15 protein-coding genes are annotated in these 17,768 nt (G+C 59.1%); 3 read left to right on the top strand and 12 right to left on the bottom strand.

The genetic code is table 11. The features are described 5' to 3' along the window. Positions 1-110 precede the first annotated feature (110 nt). The 8 genes from IG197_RS05865 to IG197_RS05830 all read right to left on the bottom strand — a co-directional run bounded on the left by IG197_RS05865 (position 111) and on the right by IG197_RS05830 (position 7,585). Entirely contained in the window at positions 111-578 is a 468-nt protein-coding gene (locus IG197_RS05865) for a RidA family protein (RefSeq protein WP_192317617.1), read from the bottom strand. Beyond that, a complete protein-coding gene (locus tag IG197_RS05860) occupies positions 578-1,819 on the bottom strand; it encodes a MalY/PatB family protein (RefSeq protein WP_246765319.1) in 1,242 nt (413 codons plus the stop codon). Before IG197_RS05860 ends, IG197_RS05865 begins: the two co-directional genes overlap by 1 nt. 58 nt (positions 1,820-1,877) lie before the next feature. Next, positions 1,878-2,630 carry an amino acid ABC transporter ATP-binding protein gene (locus tag IG197_RS05855; RefSeq protein ID WP_154385201.1) on the bottom strand — a complete coding sequence of 251 codons (753 nt, stop codon included), beginning with the start codon at positions 2,628-2,630 and terminating at the stop codon, positions 1,878-1,880. Positions 2,631-2,677: 47 nt separating this feature from the next. Continuing rightward, the gene (locus IG197_RS05850) at positions 2,678-3,601 is read right to left on the bottom strand and encodes an amino acid ABC transporter permease (protein ID WP_067963970.1); all 924 of its coding nucleotides are present in this window, start codon (positions 3,599-3,601) and stop codon (positions 2,678-2,680) included. A gap of 75 nt (positions 3,602-3,676) precedes the next feature. Then, positions 3,677-4,408 carry an ABC transporter substrate-binding protein gene (locus IG197_RS05845; protein WP_246765421.1) on the bottom strand — a complete coding sequence of 244 codons (732 nt, stop codon included), beginning with the start codon at positions 4,406-4,408 and terminating at the stop codon, positions 3,677-3,679. Positions 4,409-4,676: 268 nt separating this feature from the next. Beyond that, entirely contained in the window at positions 4,677-5,633 is a 957-nt protein-coding gene (locus tag IG197_RS05840) for a LysR family transcriptional regulator (RefSeq protein ID WP_246765318.1), read from the bottom strand. Between the two features lie 323 nt (positions 5,634-5,956). After that, positions 5,957-6,280, bottom strand: coding sequence for a YciI family protein (locus tag IG197_RS05835; protein WP_192317613.1), 324 nt, complete (start codon positions 6,278-6,280; stop codon positions 5,957-5,959). A gap of 396 nt (positions 6,281-6,676) precedes the next feature. Beyond that, positions 6,677-7,585, bottom strand: coding sequence for an NAD(P)-dependent oxidoreductase (locus IG197_RS05830; protein WP_192317612.1), 909 nt, complete (start codon positions 7,583-7,585; stop codon positions 6,677-6,679). A gap of 74 nt (positions 7,586-7,659) precedes the next feature. On the opposite strand from IG197_RS05830, the gene IG197_RS05825 reads away from it, so the two are divergent. Beyond that, a complete protein-coding gene (locus IG197_RS05825; protein WP_192317610.1) occupies positions 7,660-8,229 on the top strand; it encodes a TetR/AcrR family transcriptional regulator in 570 nt (189 codons plus the stop codon). A gap of 189 nt (positions 8,230-8,418) precedes the next feature. Here the strand turns inward: IG197_RS05825 and IG197_RS05820 are convergent, their stop codons facing one another. The 4 genes from IG197_RS05820 to IG197_RS05805 form a co-directional block, all read right to left on the bottom strand. After that, on the bottom strand, positions 8,419-9,645 hold the full coding sequence (locus tag IG197_RS05820; RefSeq protein WP_192317608.1) for an SH3 domain-containing protein: 1,227 nt from the start codon (positions 9,643-9,645) through the stop codon (positions 8,419-8,421). Between the two features lie 288 nt (positions 9,646-9,933). Continuing rightward, complete coding sequence (locus IG197_RS05815; protein ID WP_192317606.1) at positions 9,934-13,653, bottom strand: hypothetical protein; 3,720 nt, start codon at positions 13,651-13,653, stop codon at positions 9,934-9,936. Positions 13,654-14,244: 591 nt separating this feature from the next. Continuing rightward, a complete protein-coding gene (locus IG197_RS05810) occupies positions 14,245-14,583 on the bottom strand; it encodes a hypothetical protein (RefSeq protein WP_210346897.1) in 339 nt (112 codons plus the stop codon). Between the two features lie 260 nt (positions 14,584-14,843). After that, the gene (locus tag IG197_RS05805) at positions 14,844-15,569 is read right to left on the bottom strand and encodes a glutathione S-transferase family protein (RefSeq protein ID WP_192317604.1); all 726 of its coding nucleotides are present in this window, start codon (positions 15,567-15,569) and stop codon (positions 14,844-14,846) included. 97 nt (positions 15,570-15,666) lie between these two features. On the opposite strand from IG197_RS05805, the gene IG197_RS05800 reads away from it, so the two are divergent. After that, the gene (locus IG197_RS05800) at positions 15,667-16,557 is read left to right on the top strand and encodes a LysR substrate-binding domain-containing protein (protein WP_192317602.1); all 891 of its coding nucleotides are present in this window, start codon (positions 15,667-15,669) and stop codon (positions 16,555-16,557) included. A gap of 159 nt (positions 16,558-16,716) precedes the next feature. Further along, positions 16,717-17,733 carry a hypothetical protein gene (locus IG197_RS05795; protein ID WP_192317600.1) on the top strand — a complete coding sequence of 339 codons (1,017 nt, stop codon included), beginning with the start codon at positions 16,717-16,719 and terminating at the stop codon, positions 17,731-17,733. Positions 17,734-17,768: the final 35 nt, after the last annotated feature.

The raw sequence follows: 17,768 nt of genomic DNA, 5'->3' as shown, positions 1-17,768 counted from the left end.
TCCCGACGCAACATGAAAGCGGCCATTCTGCAGCCGACCCCTTTGAAGCCGTCCGAGTTAATTCCGTCGCGGACCGAATCCTGCCAAGCAATTACGTTCCACCGCCAATATCAAGGCTCGACCTCGAATATGGCTTCGATTTCGACCGCCGCGCCCTTTGGCAGCGACATTACGCCAACAGTGGACCGCGTATGCCTGCCAGCATCGCCGAAGACTTCAACCATTAGATCAGATGCGCCATTCATGACTTTCGCCTGATCCTCGAAATCTGGGGTGCTGGCGATGAAGCCACCAAGGCGCACGACCTGGCGCACACGATCCAGGCCGCCCAACGCGCTGCGGCACTGTGCAAGAATGTTGATAGCGCAAGCTCTTGCCGCAACGGTGGCATCTGCCAACGTTACGCTTCCGCCGACACTGCCGCTGGCAACGAGGGCGCCTCTGTCAAGGCAAAGCTGCCCTGACACGAACAGCAAATTCGACGATCGCATCGTCGCCACGTAATTCGCCACTGCGGTCGGAGGTTCCGGCAACTCAATGCCCAGGGCTGCGAGACGCGTCTCTGCCGTGCTTGCCATCAGCGAGCGCTTTCATCAAAGGAACGTCCGGTAAGTGGAACGAGTACGGAGAGCAGCCGTCGCATGCCCGCCTCCAGGATCGTTCTCGAAGTGCCGAGGTTGATGCGGATGTGGTTCTCTCCACCAGGCCCCATCGGCTCGCCGTAGGTCACGACGAGCTTCGCCTGCCTTTCAATCAGCGGCTCATAGACAGCCCTCGGCGTGTTGAGCCTGGAGAGATCCAGCCAGGCGAAGTATGCTGCTTCGGCGACCGGAACCGTGACCTCGGGCAGGAATGACCGGATCAAATCCGTGACGTATGCGTGATTGCCGGCAATATGGTGCATCAGCGCGTGGCTCCAGTCGTCACAATCTCGGAACGCCACTTCGGCAGCGGCGTATCCAAGTGCGCTGCCACCATACTGTAGATTGGCGCGCTGCAAGCCGCGCCGGAAGGCATCCCGCAGGACCGGGTTCGGGGCGACAACGATGGAATGCTTCAGTCCGGTAAGATTGAAGGGCTTGCTTGGTGAGAACAGGCAATAGGAATTCATCGCAGCCCATTCTGAAACCGCAGCAAAGGGTGTGAATTCCGTTCCCTCATACAGCATCCCGCTGTAGACCTCGTCGGAAACCACGATGACTCCACGTTCGGAGCATATGCGTGCCAGTTCCTTCAGCTCGTCGCGAGTCCAGACCCGACCAACCGGATTATGCGGGCTGCAGAGCAACAACAACTTTGTTCGGTCAGTAATGCAGGCCTCAAGCCCGGCAAAATCCATCTCGTATGTGCCGCCGCGATTGATCAGTTGATTGGCGACGGGCACGCGGTCGTTGGCCTTCACGATCTCCGCAAAAACGTGGTGGACGGGTGGCTGGTAGATGATCTCGTCACCGGCCTGGGTCAGTTCCATGATAATCGAGTGCATCGATGGATAAATCGCGACACAGGAATCGATCCACGTCTTCTCCACCTGCCATCCAAAACGTCTGCTCAGATAACCCGTGACCGCGTCGTAGTAGCTGGGTCGTCTCAGGGGATAACCAAAATGGCCGGCTTCGACCGCACGATGCAGCGCTTCGACGACGGCCGGTGGCGACCGGAAATCCAGATCGGCGGTTCCAAACGAGAAAAGGTCTTTGTCGCCCAGTCGGTCGATTTCCATCTCCCACTTGAGGGTGCTGAGAGCTGACCGATCTATCGCCTTGCTGAAGTCATGGAGCGATTGCTCGGATGCAGACCGAGCAGTTTTTGCGGACATGGGGTCTCCTTGCCCCGTGGTTTCACGGGGTCGATATCTGGTTGCTTATGGAAGCGGACTACTTGACGCGCGCCAGGAACTCGCGGAGGCGTTGTGATTGCGGATTTGCAATCATTTCCTTTGGAACGCCACGCTCGACAACCACGCCACCGTCCATGAAAACGAGTTGGTCGGCGACTTCTGACGCGAAGCCGATTTCGTGGGTAACCACCACCATGGTCATGCCGTCCCGCGCCAAATCCTTCATGACGGCAAGAACCTCCCCAACGAGTTCGGGATCGAGCGCCGAAGTCGGCTCGTCGAAGAGAATGACCTTGGGCCGCATGGCAAGCGCCCGAGCTATCGCCACGCGTTGTTGCTGCCCACCAGAGAGCTGTCGTGGATAAGCGTCACACTTCTCGGCCAGACCAACCTTGCCAAGGAGATGGACCGCCCGCTCCGTGGCAGATTTGACCGATTCACCCCGGACATGGACTGGTGCCTCGATGACGTTCTGCAGGACGGTCAGATGGCCGAAAAGGTTGAACTGCTGGAACACCATGCCGACCTCGGCACGACGGCGGCAGATTGCGCTGTCTGGCAGTTCATGGAGCCGGTCCTGCCTGAGCTCGTACCCTATGAAGTCCCCATCCACGAGGAGCAGGCCGCCATCGATCTTCTCCAGATGGTTGATGCATCGCAAGAACGTGCTCTTGCCCGAACCCGAAGGCCCGATGATGCAGGCGACGCTGCCTGTCGGGACGCTCAGGCTGACGTCTTTGAGCACTTCGAGGGAACCGAAGGATTTTCGGACGCCTTCGGCATAGACCATGACATTCTGGTCGATACCAAAGCGGCCGTGATGTGTCCTTGAAACAGTCATTGTGTGACCCTCCTGCGAACGGAGAAGGCATTGCCGAATGTTGCTTTCAGCATGCCCTTGCCTTGCCGGGTGGCATTGTCCCGAGAGAAATAGCGTTCCAGGTAAAACTGGCCGATCGACATGATCGCCACGACAACGAGGTACCAAAAGGTTACAACCAGCAACAGCGGTATGGTCTCGAACGTACGGGCGTAGATGGATTGCGCCGAATAAAGCAGGTCACCCACCGCAACGACGCTGACCAGCGAAGTGGTCTTGAGCAGGTTGATCGTCTCGTTGCCGGATGGAGGGATGATTACTCGCATGGCTTGGGGGATGATGATGCGGCGCATCAACAGGCTCGGCTTCATCCCGAGGCACAGAGCCGCTTCCCGCTGGCCTTGGTTGACCGACTGCAGGCCGTTGCGGATGATTTCCGCCATGTAGCCGGATTCGTGGAGCGAAAGGCCGACGACGGCCGCGACCAGAGGCGTCATGACGTCGTTGGTCGAAATGGAAAAAATGGTGCCAAGACCAGGCAGCCAAAGCTCGAAGCGCGGAACGATCAGCGCCAGATTGTACCAGAGTATGAGCTGGACCAGCGCCGGTGTTCCCCGGAAGAACCAGACGAACACTTTTGCCGGCGTTGAAAGCAGCCGGCTCGGCGACAAGATCATAAGTGCCGCAATCGTGCCCAGGACAACGGCGATCACCATCACCAGAGCGGTCACGATGAGGGTCACCAGGAGACCATTCATGATCAGCGGATTGAAGAGATAGCTTCCGGCGATGGGCCATTGCAGCTTGGGGTTCATTGCCGCGCTGCGAACTGCCAGCGCGAGAAGCGACAGTACAAGAATGATCGCCGCGAGGCGGAACGGGTGGGGCAGCGGAACCACTTTAAGCTTGGCAATTGCGGCAGAGTTTTGATCGTTTTTCATGGGTGTCGCACAGCTCTCCCCGCCCGGCGGTCGAGGCCACCGGGCGTTCAGTCGATCTCGGATGAGATATGGCGGTTAGTGGTTCAGTTGAGAGACGTCGGTATAGATGACCGGCGCGTCCAGCGACGACTTGCCCATGTTGTAACTGTCGAGCAGCTTTTTGTAGGTGCCGTTCGCCATCAATTCCTTGAGGACGGCATCCACCATGGCTGCCGTAGCCTTGTCTCCCTTCGGGACCGCGATCCCAAGCGGTGACGGATAGTAGCTGTCGCCGGTAACGACGAGCTGCCCCTTGCTCGTTTTCTCAAAATAGCCTGTGGCCGTCGAGTCATCCAACCAGGCCTCGGCGCGACCTGAAAGCACCGCAGCGATGCTGTCCTTTGGCTCCGGATAGATCTGTTTGTTGATCTCGGGCAGGCTGGCGGCCTTGCAATCGGCCGAGATCCTGTCGGCAGCGATATCGCCGGAAGTGCCGGTCTGAACCGCGACAGCGTGCCCGCAAAGGTCAAGCTTCTTTGTGAATTTGTCCTTGTCCTCCGGCTTCACCGTTGCCACGGAGCCGGTTTCCATGAAGGAGATGAAGTCCACCTGCTTCAAACGCTCAGGCAGCACCGTGAAGGTGGTCCAGGCCATCGTTGCGCGCCCCGATGCGAGAGCCGGAATCTGCGAGGCGAAGGGAATTGTGACGACTTCCAGCTTCACCCCCATCAGGTCGGCAGCGGCCTGAGCCATCTCAATGTCCAGGCCAGCCGGCTTTCCGGAGGCGTCAGTGAACTCGAAGGGGGCGTAGGCGAGCGAACTGGCGATTGTGAGCTTGCCACTGGTCTTGACGGCATCCGTTACGGAATGTCGGCAGCAAAGCTGCTGATGGTCGAAAATGCCGAGAGCGCAAGAACCACGCCACTCGTTGTAAGGCTACGCTTCATTGGTTCCTCCCTGTTTGAACCGTGGCCTACGGATAGCAGTCGCCTGCATGATCGGTGAAATTGATAATGTGACATAAGACTATGCATGCCATGCATAGTGCCGTCGTGAAACAGCCCATCAGGGGCCAACGCCTGGCGCACGCCTATTGCTAAGATTGACGGCCGCCGGAGATGTTTAGGCGTCCATACGCCGCTTCTTTCAATGCCCGCTGAACCTCTGTCGTGGCGATGATCAGGCTTCGCAGCCAGGCATGTCCCGCATCGGCCTCCAAACCACGTTCGTAAATCATGGAGACCCGAACGTCCGGGAGAGGGAACGGGGCCGGAACGATCTTGGTCTCGGTTTCTTCGGAGACCGCGAAAATGAAGTTGTCGCCAAAAACCGTTATGAGAGGCGTGTCCTTGATGATCCAAGGCGCCACGAGATAGTGCGGAATGGTGGCGACAACCTTCCGTTTGAGGCCAAGTCCTCTCAGGACGATATCGGCAACGCCATCCGCCTTGCCGTCTGCAGAGATCTGAAGATGAGGCGAAGACAAGTAGCGCTCTTGGGTGAAATCATCCAGCAGGCCATTTCCTTTCCAGCCGGCACAGACCATCTTGTGCGTCGACAGTTGCACGACTGTAATCTGGTCACTCTTGAGCGAAAAGTTGCCGAGCACCGCGCACTCGATTTGCTTGGATTTCAACAAGTCGAGGACTTCAGCCTCTCTGGTGTGCAAGACGTTGAGTGTGGCATTTGGCGCCTGAGCCGAGAAGTTCTGGATGAGGCTCGGAAGGATCGTAACGGCCGAGGAATCCGAGAGGCCGATCCTGAAGTTTCTGAATGTGCTTGCCGGCTCGAAATTCAAATGCCTTTCGACGACCTGACGAATGTCAGCCAGCGCGCGAGTAAGAACCGCAGCCAGTTCTTTCGCCCGAGGCGTCGGCTCCATCACCCCTGAATCGCGAGAAAACAATTCGTCCTTGAAGATATGCCGCAACCTGGAAAGTGAATGGCTTGTGGCCGACTGCGTCCGACCAAGCAGTTCCGCCGCCTTTGTGACGCTGCGCTCCTGCATCAATGCGTCGAACGTACGAAGCAGATTCAGATCGATTTGATTCAAGGAGAACGCGTGTGGGCTCGGAGGCATCTCACAACATCACGAATTTCAGCTCCGGCGACTTATACATACATACGAAAAATGTGCGCTACGATCACGATAATTAAGAAGCAGGGTTACCGCAGGTCCTCACCGCCAGGCATGATTGCCGATTTCCGTGCCGGGCTGAATCCAGCGTCCGCTTACATCATTTGCTTGCCAAAAGCAGCCGGGCAGAAAACCACTCCATACCTGTCATCTTCACTATCTCGGCAGCGCGAGATAGCTGCGCAGGCTGTCGAGGCGGGCGCGCATTTGCTCTGCGTCGGCTCTTGGAGCCGGTTTGCCTACTCCAGCGGCCACACTTCGACGACGCCATGGGCAACGGCACAGGGAACGCCTGAGATCTTCTTGACCGCTTCCGCCATATCCGCAGCCTCGATGATGGCGAAGCCGGCAACCGGCAAGGCCGACGACATGAATGGGCCATCCCGCGTCTCCGGACCCGCCGCTTCGGGATTGCGCACCTGCACGGGCGCACCAGCGATTCCGATCAATGCGCCCTCGGCGCGCAGCCTTGCATCCTGCGCGTGGGCGGCGTCGCGGACGGGTTGTGAGGTCCGGTCATATCCGGCCTGGTCGCCATATCCGATGGTGAGGAATTTCGGCACTCTGCAACCTCCTTTCAGGTCCTGGGTGATGTCGCGCGGTCTGTTGTCGCCGTCATCGGCCGCCTGCAACCGTGCCGACACTGACGGGCCGTGATCAGGGGTCGAAACGCCGAAATGTCGTTGCCGAACCCGGCCATGAAGGCCTCCTGCAAAGCCGGCCCGCCTTTTTACCCACGCCGCTGAGAGGACGTCGGTCCCCAAACATCACGTCGCGCAAGACGGTCATGTCGGAGCGATGCCTGGCATTTGCGTTGCCAGCATGATCGACAGAGCGATGGTCCACAGTGGCGTGCCGATCCAGTTGCACTTTGCAACTGGATCGGGTTTACGCTTTCCGATTGCATATTGCAAGCGGAGCGATGCAGGCTTGCCAACGAGCCTCCAGCTGTGGCGTGTCTAGACAGAGCGACCTTGAACAGGTCGCCGCTGATGCGGCGAGGGGCTGCGCAACACTTTTGTGATCGCGCAGTGTTCTTCGGCGCCATAACCCGCGTCCACCGCGCGCTGGAAAACCCCGGTCGCAAAGGTCGGAAAATCGGCGCCAATCTCGAGGTTGTCGGATACGTCGACGAGACGCGCGATATCGGCGCGCACGGAAGCGATGGTGCTTTCAGGCGCGCTGAAGCTGTTTGTGGCGATAACCCGGCCCATGCGACGCATGTCGTCTGCGAAGAACGGTGCCGAGCCTGCCATCATCTCTCCGAACTGAGCCGGATCGAGCCCTTCGGCTTCACAGATGACTGCGCCGTGGCTGAAGCCGATCCAATGGGCTGCGTAATAGGCCAGGGCAGCGCCAAACAGCGCCTTGGCATGGCCGACATCGGGGCCCACATGCACAAGGCTGCCGGCCAACGCCTGAAGAAGGGCGCTGGCCGAGGCAAACGTCGTCTCAGGACCGGCAAGCAGGATGGCGGCGTCAGCTCCGCCGATCTGGCTCGGCCATGCGGAAATGGCGCCGTCGAGATAGTCCGCACCGCGCTGTGCTGCCCATGCCGCCATGGCTCGGGCTTCCCTCGACGTGCCGGAGGCCAGTTGCACGACGAGCCGGCCAGCGACGATCTCGGCCAAGGCTTTGTCTTCGAGGATGCTGCGCGTTGCCGCATAGTCCGACAGGCACATGACGACAACCGGGCTGGCGGCGACCGCTTCCGCGGCGGTCAGCGCGACCTTGGCCCCTCTGTCTCTGAGATCATCGGCCTTTGCCGAGGTCCGGTTCCAGACCACGGTCGTCTTGCCGGCGGAAAGGAACGCGCGCGCCAATGCGGTGCCCATCGCACCCAGGCCGATTACCGTGACGTCACCCATGTCCATCTCCTGCTTGACCGCGAACCTACAAAATGTAACTTACAAATTGTAGGTGTCAAGCGGAGGAGAAAATCGTGAAGCTGCCGAGAGATGGCCGTCGCAGCCAACTCCTTGATACGGCCCTCCAGATCGTTCGGGAGCAGGGCGCCGATGAACTCACCTTGGGCACGCTCGCCCAACGAGCCGATGTCAGCCGGCCCGTCGTCTACGACCATTTTTCAACGCGCGCCGGCCTGCTGCTCGCCCTGTATCAGCGGCTGGAGGACAATTATGTCAAACAGCTTCGCCAGGAGCTGAGCGCGATGCCGGGCGAGCTTGCCGCCGTGGCCGACGCCATTGCCGCAGCCTATTTCAGCTGCCTGTCCAACATGGGCCAGGAAGGGCCTGCCATCTTTGCGGCACTTCAGGGGAGCCCTGACATAGCGCTCCAGCAGTCACGCATGCTGGGGCAATATGTGGCCATCGTCGCCCAGGCGCTGCAACCGTTCTCTGCCGTTTCCGGCGAGAGCCTTCGTCTCCTGTGCACCGGCCTGTTGGGCGCGGCAGAGGCCATCGCGCGCGAACTGCAGGCAGGCAAGGTCACCGACACCGAAGCCAGGACGGTGTTTTCGAAGCTGATCGTCGGCAGCCTGCGCGCCGCCTGACCGGCGGGCCGGCGGCGAATCTCGATCGAACGGGAAGGTGGCATCGGCGGCGGCGAAGCCGTGGCGTTCGATCTGCGCGAAAGGCGAGCCTGTCAGCTCGCCGCTCTCGTTATGACCACTATCGATCTGTCAGAAAGCATCCTGCAGATCGCGTCATGCTTCGAGCATCAGGAATAATTGTCGACATGGTCAGTCTCGCGGCACTATTCGAATGAGCCGGGCGTATATCCATCCCTCTAGGATCACGTCGGTCACCGCGTCGAAATAGCGAACCTTCACCCAACCGTTGCTTAGCTCAAGGAACTCGACTACCTCGCCCTCATGCAGCAGCGCTAGGCGTTTCCCCATCGTGTCGGGACTGGGACGAAGATTGGCACGCCTCATGATGACAGCGAGCGCTCGCTCTCGCACATTCGCGTATTCCGCCCAATCCTCACGCAGCTGCTCAATAGTTTGAGTTTGCGCGGGTATGAGGGCAAGCTCATCCATGAGTTCTTGGTGTTGCGCGTCGCCTTGAACCTCAAAGTAAAAGGTCAAGAAGAGCGAAAGAATGGCGATCACGCCCATGAGCCGCTGCTGCTCAAAGATCGAAGTAGCTCGTTCTACGCGCGCTATGAACAGCGTGAACAGCCGTAGAAACATCTGCTTTGCGGTATCTGGCGCGAGCCCGGCGGCGGTCTCCTCCTCAATGACCGCCAAGCTCTCAAGCAGCAGAGAGCGCGTTTCCCCACCTGCAACCGAGTTACTCAGACGGAGTTCCTCACGCCTGTTCATAGCATCGGCGAGCGTGCGATATGCCAAAGCCATCGCTTGAAAGTTAGCTCCGAACGGATCCAACCAAGTTTCTCTTATGTTATGAAGAGAGAGCGCCTTTAGCGTGGGTCCAGCCATTGCCGTGGCTAGCATTTCATTCTGTATTCGGAGGTTGGCCAATGCCCTGTCGGCCCCGAGCTTTTCAGCATCAAGACCTATCATCGATCTTCGAAGGGCCTCCGACATTCCCATGAGGGGATCGGTCGCTCGACGCATTGACTCTGACACCCCGGCCAAGGGGTCCGCAATCGCTTTACGCGTAGCCTCCGATATTCTTGCCCAAGGATCGGTGGCTCGCCGCAAAGTCTCTGACATACCTGCGAAAGGGTCGGTTGCGCGCCGCATGGCATCTGATACGCCCGAAAATGGGTCCATCATGGCCTTGCTACTCATCTCAGATATTTCGGAGAATGGATCGGTCGCGCGCCTCATGACTTCATCCATTCCACGAAGCGGGCTTAGCGCTTCTTCCATTGCGCGTGATGCCGTCGAGGAGAAGTTCATCAACTGCTCGAGCCTAGACCAGGGTGTTAGGGCGCTATCAAGCGCATCCGTAGAGAGTGTTGTCCGAAGTGGGTCGAACGCGGAGATGCTCTTGACCATCGATGCAGTCCAGCTTTTGAGCTACGTACACAATTTATGCACCAGAAGTAAATTCCACAGAAAAATCAAATGTGACAAAGATTATTGTGACAGAGAGGAGCTTTCATTCAGAATGATGCAAAGGTATTTGTGATCGTGGGAATCCGATTGACGATCCTTTTCGCTAGTCTGAGCCAAAGCTGCCGGTGGGCTATCTGCCTATGTCGTTGGTTTCGTTGAAACGTGTCGACCAATCTTCATAGCAATCGGCATCTGCAATGAGGCGAGTGCGTTAGCGCGGCTAAGGCATTAGGCTCCGTCGAGACCTCCAAAAACCGATTCCAACTGATCATAGGTCAATAGCGCTACGGCGTGACCTATCCGTTCGGCTGCAAAGCTCATCGGAACTGTGTGTGCGAAAACCAGAGCTCCATCAATTCGTATATCAGCCAGCTTGAGATGGGACTGAAACGCGGCAGCGTTCTCCCGTGCAAGCACCATTCGCCTGAGGTGCTTGCCCAGGAGGTCCGGACGTCCCTTCTCATCGGTCTTGCCACGAAATTTATGGAGCTGCTTAGCGATCTCGCTGGAAGTCTTGGCGAACTGGAGATCCTTACATTCGAGGAGCATGACACGTCCGTCAGTGTGCCATGCCAGCACATCAATATCGCCGGGATCTTCGGGTAGCTTACGGCCAAGAATATGGGAAAACTTCGCGCCTCGTTTTGCCTGCCATCCGAGTTCCTGTAAGCGCGTAACGACCCGTTCTTCAAACTCGGCCGCTTCCTCCGCAACGATGTGTTCTCTCCAGCTTCGCATCTCTTTCGATGCAATAGAGTTGAGATCATAATGTCCGTAGTAAAAATTATGGAGCAGCATGCTGAACGCGTCACGGATCATGCCGGGCGCGATAACGACGTCCGACTCGGTGGAGGGTTCCAGCCTAAGAATAGGACGCCTTGCGACAGATAATCGTCGCCTGAACCGCCACGGCTGCCGGTCCTGGTCGGCATATGGCTGGGGGATGTTCTTCCAGCCGTGACGCGGGAGCAGTTCGAGTGAGCCAACAAACTGCTCAGCGCAATCGATATGCTCGGAGAGGTACTGAATCAATGCCGGTCTGGGTAATACTTCCCACGCCTGCCCCGTTTCGACCAATCGATTTTCCAGCACCTCAAGCGCAGCACGAAATTCCCTGAGCGAAATACCCATTTCTGCTTCCCAAGCGGCGGCGAAGCGGGTGTTCGTTCTACTGGTCGCCTGTTCTTCGGTGAGTAGTTCGGGTTCTTGCAGCAACTCCGAATAGTCGCGGCGGCTCCGGTCGATCTGCACACTAACGAATGACTCGCCGACTGGTCTCACGATGGCGTCGAAGAACGAGACATCAATCTGCACCTCGCCCGCTGGGGAGATGCGCATTTCAGGGCGCATGCCTTCATAACGGATTGCGTCGGAGTAACCACCGAGATGATGGATCATCATCGCCAGCGCCATGAGGTTGGACAGGTCGAAATCTGCAACCTCGAAACCAACGCCTATCGGGGATTCGCACAGAGCCGCTTCCAAAATAATGCGGCTGGCTAAGCCGGTCGCATTGGCTTTTTGAATGCTCTTGGAGACTTCATCGCGGGATTCTTGAGGGTTTGCGGAAAGGTCAAGAACGGCACCTGAGGTCCGTTCCCATCTAGACTTGTCTGCAATGGATGCTTCGTGATTCTCCACCACGCGGCGAATTAGGGCGTGTCTCTCGAACTGCCGGAGATGCTCACAGAACATTTCCTCTGCGGCGACGGTGATTGCATTGAGCACTCTTGTGCATTCGTCACGCCCCTTGACCGTACCACCCGGACGGGGGAGTCCGTGCCAACCCAGCCCTAGGCGAAGGGCGGCATCGTCGAAGCTGCTTATCTTTACAACTTTCCCTGGGACCGATTCGTGCACGTAGTCGCGAAAGTCCTGCGGCGCGAATGCATGAAGTTGCCGCGCTTCAGGCGAGGGAATGATTTCACGCAAAAGTGCGGCACGATCGACGTCTGCACCACTTGCGAGCGTGACAACCTGCTCAAGAAAGCCTTCTATCAAGGCGACTTCCGAGACGTTGCTGGGATGGGAAAGTCCTTGAAAGAACGGCAAGCCAATCTCAGTGGAAACAACGCATCCGTCCGGATCGTAGGATACCCGGATAGTCCCCTTCAGCTCTTCCAGTGGTGGTGGATTGATCTCTTTCGACCTTATGGCGGGATAAGCAGGAGTGACAAGCTTCCATGTCAGAACATCCGGAAGGCCGGGTACGTGTTCCGCTAATATGGGGGCAAGGCCCTCCATCCAGACCATCTGCATTTCAAAGATAGGGTAGAGGTACGAGCGTTCATCCAACGGTACGGTTTCGAGCCACCAAGTTCGGCTGCCTGACCTCCACACCCCGCGATAGCGCGGTACTCGGGCATCAAGATGCGAGACATAGACCCGCTGCGTATTCTCTGGTGAACGTTTGCCACCATCCTTTCGGCGAACAACAAGCACGTTGCCAGCAACATCGCGTACCGCGTGCTTGTCGAAGCGGGCGTGGTGCTCGGCCCTGAGCCGCAGATGTGCGTTGGTGGGCACTATGAGCGTGGCGCTCTCGGCGCCATCCGGCATGGCCTCATGGGGCACTACATGGCCATTGTTCTCGTAGGCAAAGCCGATGCGCGCCAGAAGCCCGTTAATCGCCATCAATGGAAAGCCCATATGCCCCGCAGTGCCTTCTGCAATGAGGAACTTGAGTAACTCGGCGATATTGAAGTCGTGCCGCCAGCCCAGCACGTCGAGGTCATAGCTGCTGATACCTTCAGCCAGCCAATGAGCCGGACGGGCAAACTCGATCAATTGTCCCCTGCCGAAGCCGCAAAAGACGATCAGGGAAAATCCGAGCTTGAAACCAGGGCGGGCTTTGGTGTCAGCCGCCGCGGCGTCTATTGCCTGCTGTAACTCAGCCTGTGTCTTTTCGCTGGATGGTCCGGGCCGACTGAAGCCTGTCTCATTGAACCCGGCGAAATCATCAGTCAGCAGGACAAGATGGAACCACAAGCCCGGCTGAAACTCGACGGGCTCGGAGGGGACAACGTAGGAATCCCGTTTCATTTTGGTGGGAGGGATGCCGAGAGCCGAAATAGCGGGATTCAATGAAAGTTCTTCGGTCTGGGCGATTAGCAGGGCAGTCCACAGGGCGAACTCTGCACCGGCGCCGCGGCAGGTTTCAATCACCGCCCGTCGTATAGCCGTTCCGATGGACGATGGCAGCGCCACCAAGAGCACATCCTGAAAATCGATCAGCGGCTGCCTCTCTAGCCAGCTATCGCCATAACCACCAAAACCTACATCGCGCTGCGACGGCGGTAAGCAAAACCGGCCAAGCGCCCGGCGGCTGACGCCAGCCTGGGCTAGGTCACCGTCTGAAAACGTCACGCGCGCAGCCAGCGTCTCAATTGTCGGAAGGTCACTAACTGGCAACGCATCGAGACCATATTCACCACCGCGGCAAAAGGCCTCCAGTCCTGAGCGAGCACAGACAAGATCGGACAGAGCAAGCATCGCGTGGCAAGACTGTTTGAGCGCGGCATAGACGCCGCGGTCGGGCATGCTCTCGACGGCCGTCAGCATTTGCTGCAAGTAATGGCAGTTAGCTTCTGCCAATCCCTCAAGCACTCGGTAATTGCGTCCATCAATATGTACGCGGCCGACGAACACATCTTCAGCCGCATCCTCCATGTGCGCGAACGCTTGCCCCACCTGCCTGAACCAACGGGCAGCATCCTGCTTGCTCGGTTTTTTCTTTCCCGCAGCGCTAGCGACAATCAGATGCGCAGTGGCCTCAAGCCTGACGGCATTCGCCTGAAGCTCTGGAAGTGTAAGAAGTCCGCCTGCGGCAGCGACACTTGTCCTGATATCGTAGGGACGGAAAATCGTCCCAAAACTCTCCGCCTGCGGCTTGACCAGTTCGGCCAGCATCTGCTGAGTATCAAATATGTTGTCGGGAATCTCGTGCATACTGCGAGTCTAGCTGCGCGGCGCTACATCAACAATAACATTGCTTACTGACAACAGGGATCAGCTATTAGAGAACAGTGCCCTCAAGACGCTAGCGGTCACCCCTTGCATGTGGCTGCGTCTGCTCGACGAGCAAGATAAAAGGGGGCGTTTGCGGATTGGCTGGTCCTAATCCAGTGACCACAAAACCGGGTTTGTGCCTGCTTGGCAGGCGAACCAATTGCTGGGGCGGCTCAATGATCGCCAGAACACGTCCAAATGGTCCATAAGACAGCAAATTCAGAATGTTACCTTCGATTGCAGGCTGCATTATTTGGAATGTACTCCTGCCTCTGAGGGTTGCTGGGAGCTAAGGAACTCAGTGCCGGCGATTTGCGGAATGCTCAGGAGGGTAAGGATTCCTGTGTCGACCGTACACGGCGGCTGTCTTAGGTCACCTGCCGCTGCGCCAAATCCAGCTTGGCCCTTGTCTCTCACTCCACGAAGCGGTCGAGCAGCGTCTCAAGTTCGAGAATTGTTTCACCCATCTTCGAAGCATCGCTTCCAAACGCTGCAAGTGTTCCGGGCTGCGCTCAAGTCTGCTGCCTCTGCCTAACGGCCGCGGAATGGTCGCGTGAAGGGGATGCCGTTGAATGTGTGGGTGCAGCAGGAACATGAGGGTTCCATCTGCTCGACCGACAGCGTGGGATCGACGATCGCAAGGCGATTGTCGTCGTCGACATACAAGCCGCTGTAATGTGAGTTTTCGTCCACCCGCACCGAGGATTGCTTCTCCGCCTCGCTGCGGGCGACAAGCCAGAAGATCGGCGCCTCGTCATCGAGCCGTGACACAGCCTCGCTGTGCACCTGCGTCCAGTCCTTGCCGACGCGTGAGAGCAGGAAACGGAACAGCGGCGTGTAGTCCCGCCCACGCCGTTTTCCCGCATGCATGGAGCCTCGGCCTTCCAGGCTTTCGTCGCCCTAGCTTTCACTGCCCAAGCGCTCATGGCGTTGGCGCGACCATCGATAGTCGCCACCGAAGTCGTGGCGCACATTGTGCGTGCGCGTGTTGACGCGACGAAACAGTGGCTCTTTGCCTGGTGTTCGAGATCGGCTCATGCCGTGGACATGACCATATCGAACGTCGTCTTTCCAGCCGCACCGAAAAGGGCTGCGCGCCGGACAACGCGCAGCCCTTTCTCCCTGACCGCTCAGGCGGCCTGCGCGGCAGCCGTGTCGCGCAGCACCTGGGCGAGCGGCACCAGTCCCTTCATCGCGCCGCTGCCCCTGGCCGTGACGTCGCCGTCTTCGATCGCAACCGCGAAGCGGAAGGCCGGGTCGGCTTCGATGCGGTTGCGCAGGGCGAGAATGCGCGGATAGTCGGCCGGGTTCACCGCCTTGTGGAAGTCGGTCCAGCGCGCCACGCCTGAAAACACCGCATCCGCCAGCGTCGGCTTGTCACCGAGCAGATAGGCGCTGTCGCCGATCATCGCCTCGAGCTGGGCGTGGCGGGTGGCGACGAAGTCGCGGCCGAACTTGCGCAGCGTCTCGCGCTCCGCTTCGGTGGCGTGATCGGCTTCGAGCGCCACCCAGAGCGGGCCGAAGGCGCCGGTGAAGGCAGTGTTCAGGAAGGCGATCATCTGGTGCATCCTGTCGGCCTCCGGCGTATCAGGCACGAAGCTGATGCGGCGCTCGGGGTCGCGCGCTTCGAGCCACAAGGCGATCGCCATGGTCTCGGTCAGGACGCGGCCGTCTGATGTGATCAGCACCGGCGTCTCGACCCGGCCGTTGAGGCGCTTGTAGGCCTCGGTGCGCATCTCGCCCAGCATGTCGACGCGGGTCAGCCGGTAGGGCTGGCCGAGCCATTCGAAGGCGGCGACGAGGCCGGCCGAGGAACCGAGCGGGAAGCCGGAGGTGAAGATCGGGGTGGTTGTCATTTGAGGTCTCCATTGTTGATGACCCCGATGTATTGATGTGGACTTTGATCCTGTAGTCGGGCAATTTGAAACCAAATGTCCACAAATGTAGACTTTGATGCTGAACCTCAACGATCTCCATCTCTTCGCCGCAGCGGTCGACCATGGCGGTTTTGCCGCCGCCGCGCGGCGTCTCGGCTGCCCCAAATCGACGGTCAGCAAGCGGGTCGCAGCGCTGGAAGTGTCGCTCGGCGCCCAGCTGATCCACCGCAGCTCGCGCAGCTTCACGCTGACCGACGTCGGCCGCGACGTCTATGACCATGCCCGTGCTGCGGTCATCGAGGCCGAGGCGGTGGAGGCGGTGGTGCAGCGGCGGCTGGCGGAGCCGAGCGGCATCGTGCGCATCACCACCTCGGTTCCCAATGCGCAGTTCCGGCTGGCGCATCGTTTGCCGGTGCTGGCGCGTCGTTATCCCAGGCTTCTGGTCCAGCTGCATGTCACCGACCGTTTCGTCGACCTGGTGCAGGACGGCTTCGACATCGCCCTGCGCAGCCATTTCGCGCCGCTGCCCGATTCCGACCTGGTGCAAAGGCGGATGAGCGAGGATGCGATCACGCTGGTGGCGGCGCCGTCCTATCTCACCTGTCATGGCCACCCCGAGACGCCGGAGGCGCTGGCCGGCCATGACGGCTTGATGAGCAGCATGACGGCAAAGAGCTGGCGGCTGCGCGACAGCAAGGGCGGCCTCGTCGAGGTGGCACCAAGGCCGCGCTTCCATGCCGATGAGTCAGTGCCTTTGCTGATGGCCGCCGAATCCGGCCTCGGCATCGTCTGCCTGCCCGAGCTGATCTCGGCCAGTTCAGTGGCGCAAGGCAGGCTGGTGCGGCTGCTGCCCGACTGGACGGCAGGCCAGGTGACCACGACGATCCTGACGCCGCACAAGCGTGGGCAATTGCCGGCGGTGCGCGCGGTGATCGACTTCCTGCTCGAGAAGGAGACGGCCGGCTAGGTCTCGCTGTGCTTGGCGTTCGGGACGCAATCACGCGCATGATGAGGCTGGTAAAGGGCAAAGGGAAGAATAGGGAAGAGAGGCAACAGAAGCAACAGAAGATGGGACAAACCAAAAGTCGACGTTGAACAATGTCGCTGTGTATGTGCTTCTGTCGAGATGGCAAAGAAGAGTGTACTTTCGGCTGATTTAGCTCAGGCATTGGCGACAATTGGCCAGAAGCTGGAGCGTGGGGTGCGTGTCGATGGACAACTCCTTTCAGCAATCTCGGGCATGTCTGAAATTCCAGCAGATGCCGTCGGCCAAGCCGCCCGGGAAATCCCCGAAATAGCCAGCCTCTTCCGGGTTCGTCCGAAGCCAGCCCGATCGCTGTTCTGGCCGCGCCTTTCCGATGAGCAGCAGCTGCAGAGATTTCCTGAATTCGCGTATCTGTGTCTGTTCCACTATGATGGCCGCCTGCGCAGCAAGGCCCTTCAACTGATATCGGGGCCGTTGCCGAGCTCCTTCATGTTTGCGGCCGTCGTTCTTCGATTGAACGATTGGGCGGAGCCTGTGCGATCGGCAGCGCTCGACTGCGCGCAGCGATGTTTCCCGCTGACGTCGCCTGAAACAATCGCAGCTGCTGCAAACTTCGTGTTGTTGCGGCAGGACAGCTGGGGACGATGGGGCACGGAGCGGGAAGCGGTCAGGAACGTGTTTTCTCGACCTGACGTGGTGGCCAAGCTGGTCGAAAACCTTCGCGAAGCGCGGACCGGCCCGGGGTCGCGCATCCTTCGCGAATTGTTGCGGTGGCCGGCGGTGGATCCGCATCTCGAGACGCTGGCCCTGCAGGCGTGGCAGCCGGCGGTGCGTGCGGTGGCCGTCCAGACAGTGGGCGCCATGCAGGCCTCATGGCGGACAGGGTCCGAGATCCAGTGGATCGACAAGTCCATGGGCGAGGGCCGGTCGGTGCCGAGATTTGAGCGCCGCCCGCTCACGACAGCCATATCGAGGCTGGACATGATCGGTGCCGCAACCAGGGACGGTTCGGCACTCGTGCGAAAAGTCGCGCTCGATTCCATCATCAGGCATGAGCTGGGCAGCCAGGCAGGCCGGAATCTGGCGTTGCCCCTGGCAAACGATCCCAGTCGGGTGGTTCGGGAACGGGCAGCGTTTATCCTGTCCAGAACGGCATGATCACCTGAGGTCGGCTGACGGCGCCGCAGATCGAC

Origin of the sequence: Aminobacter sp. SR38, assembly GCF_014843375.1 — a bacterium.
GTDB classification, from domain to species: domain Bacteria; phylum Pseudomonadota; class Alphaproteobacteria; order Rhizobiales; family Rhizobiaceae; genus Aminobacter; species Aminobacter ciceronei.
Note: the sequence above shows the minus strand (reverse complement) of the source record. Positions and strands in the feature narration are given on the sequence as shown.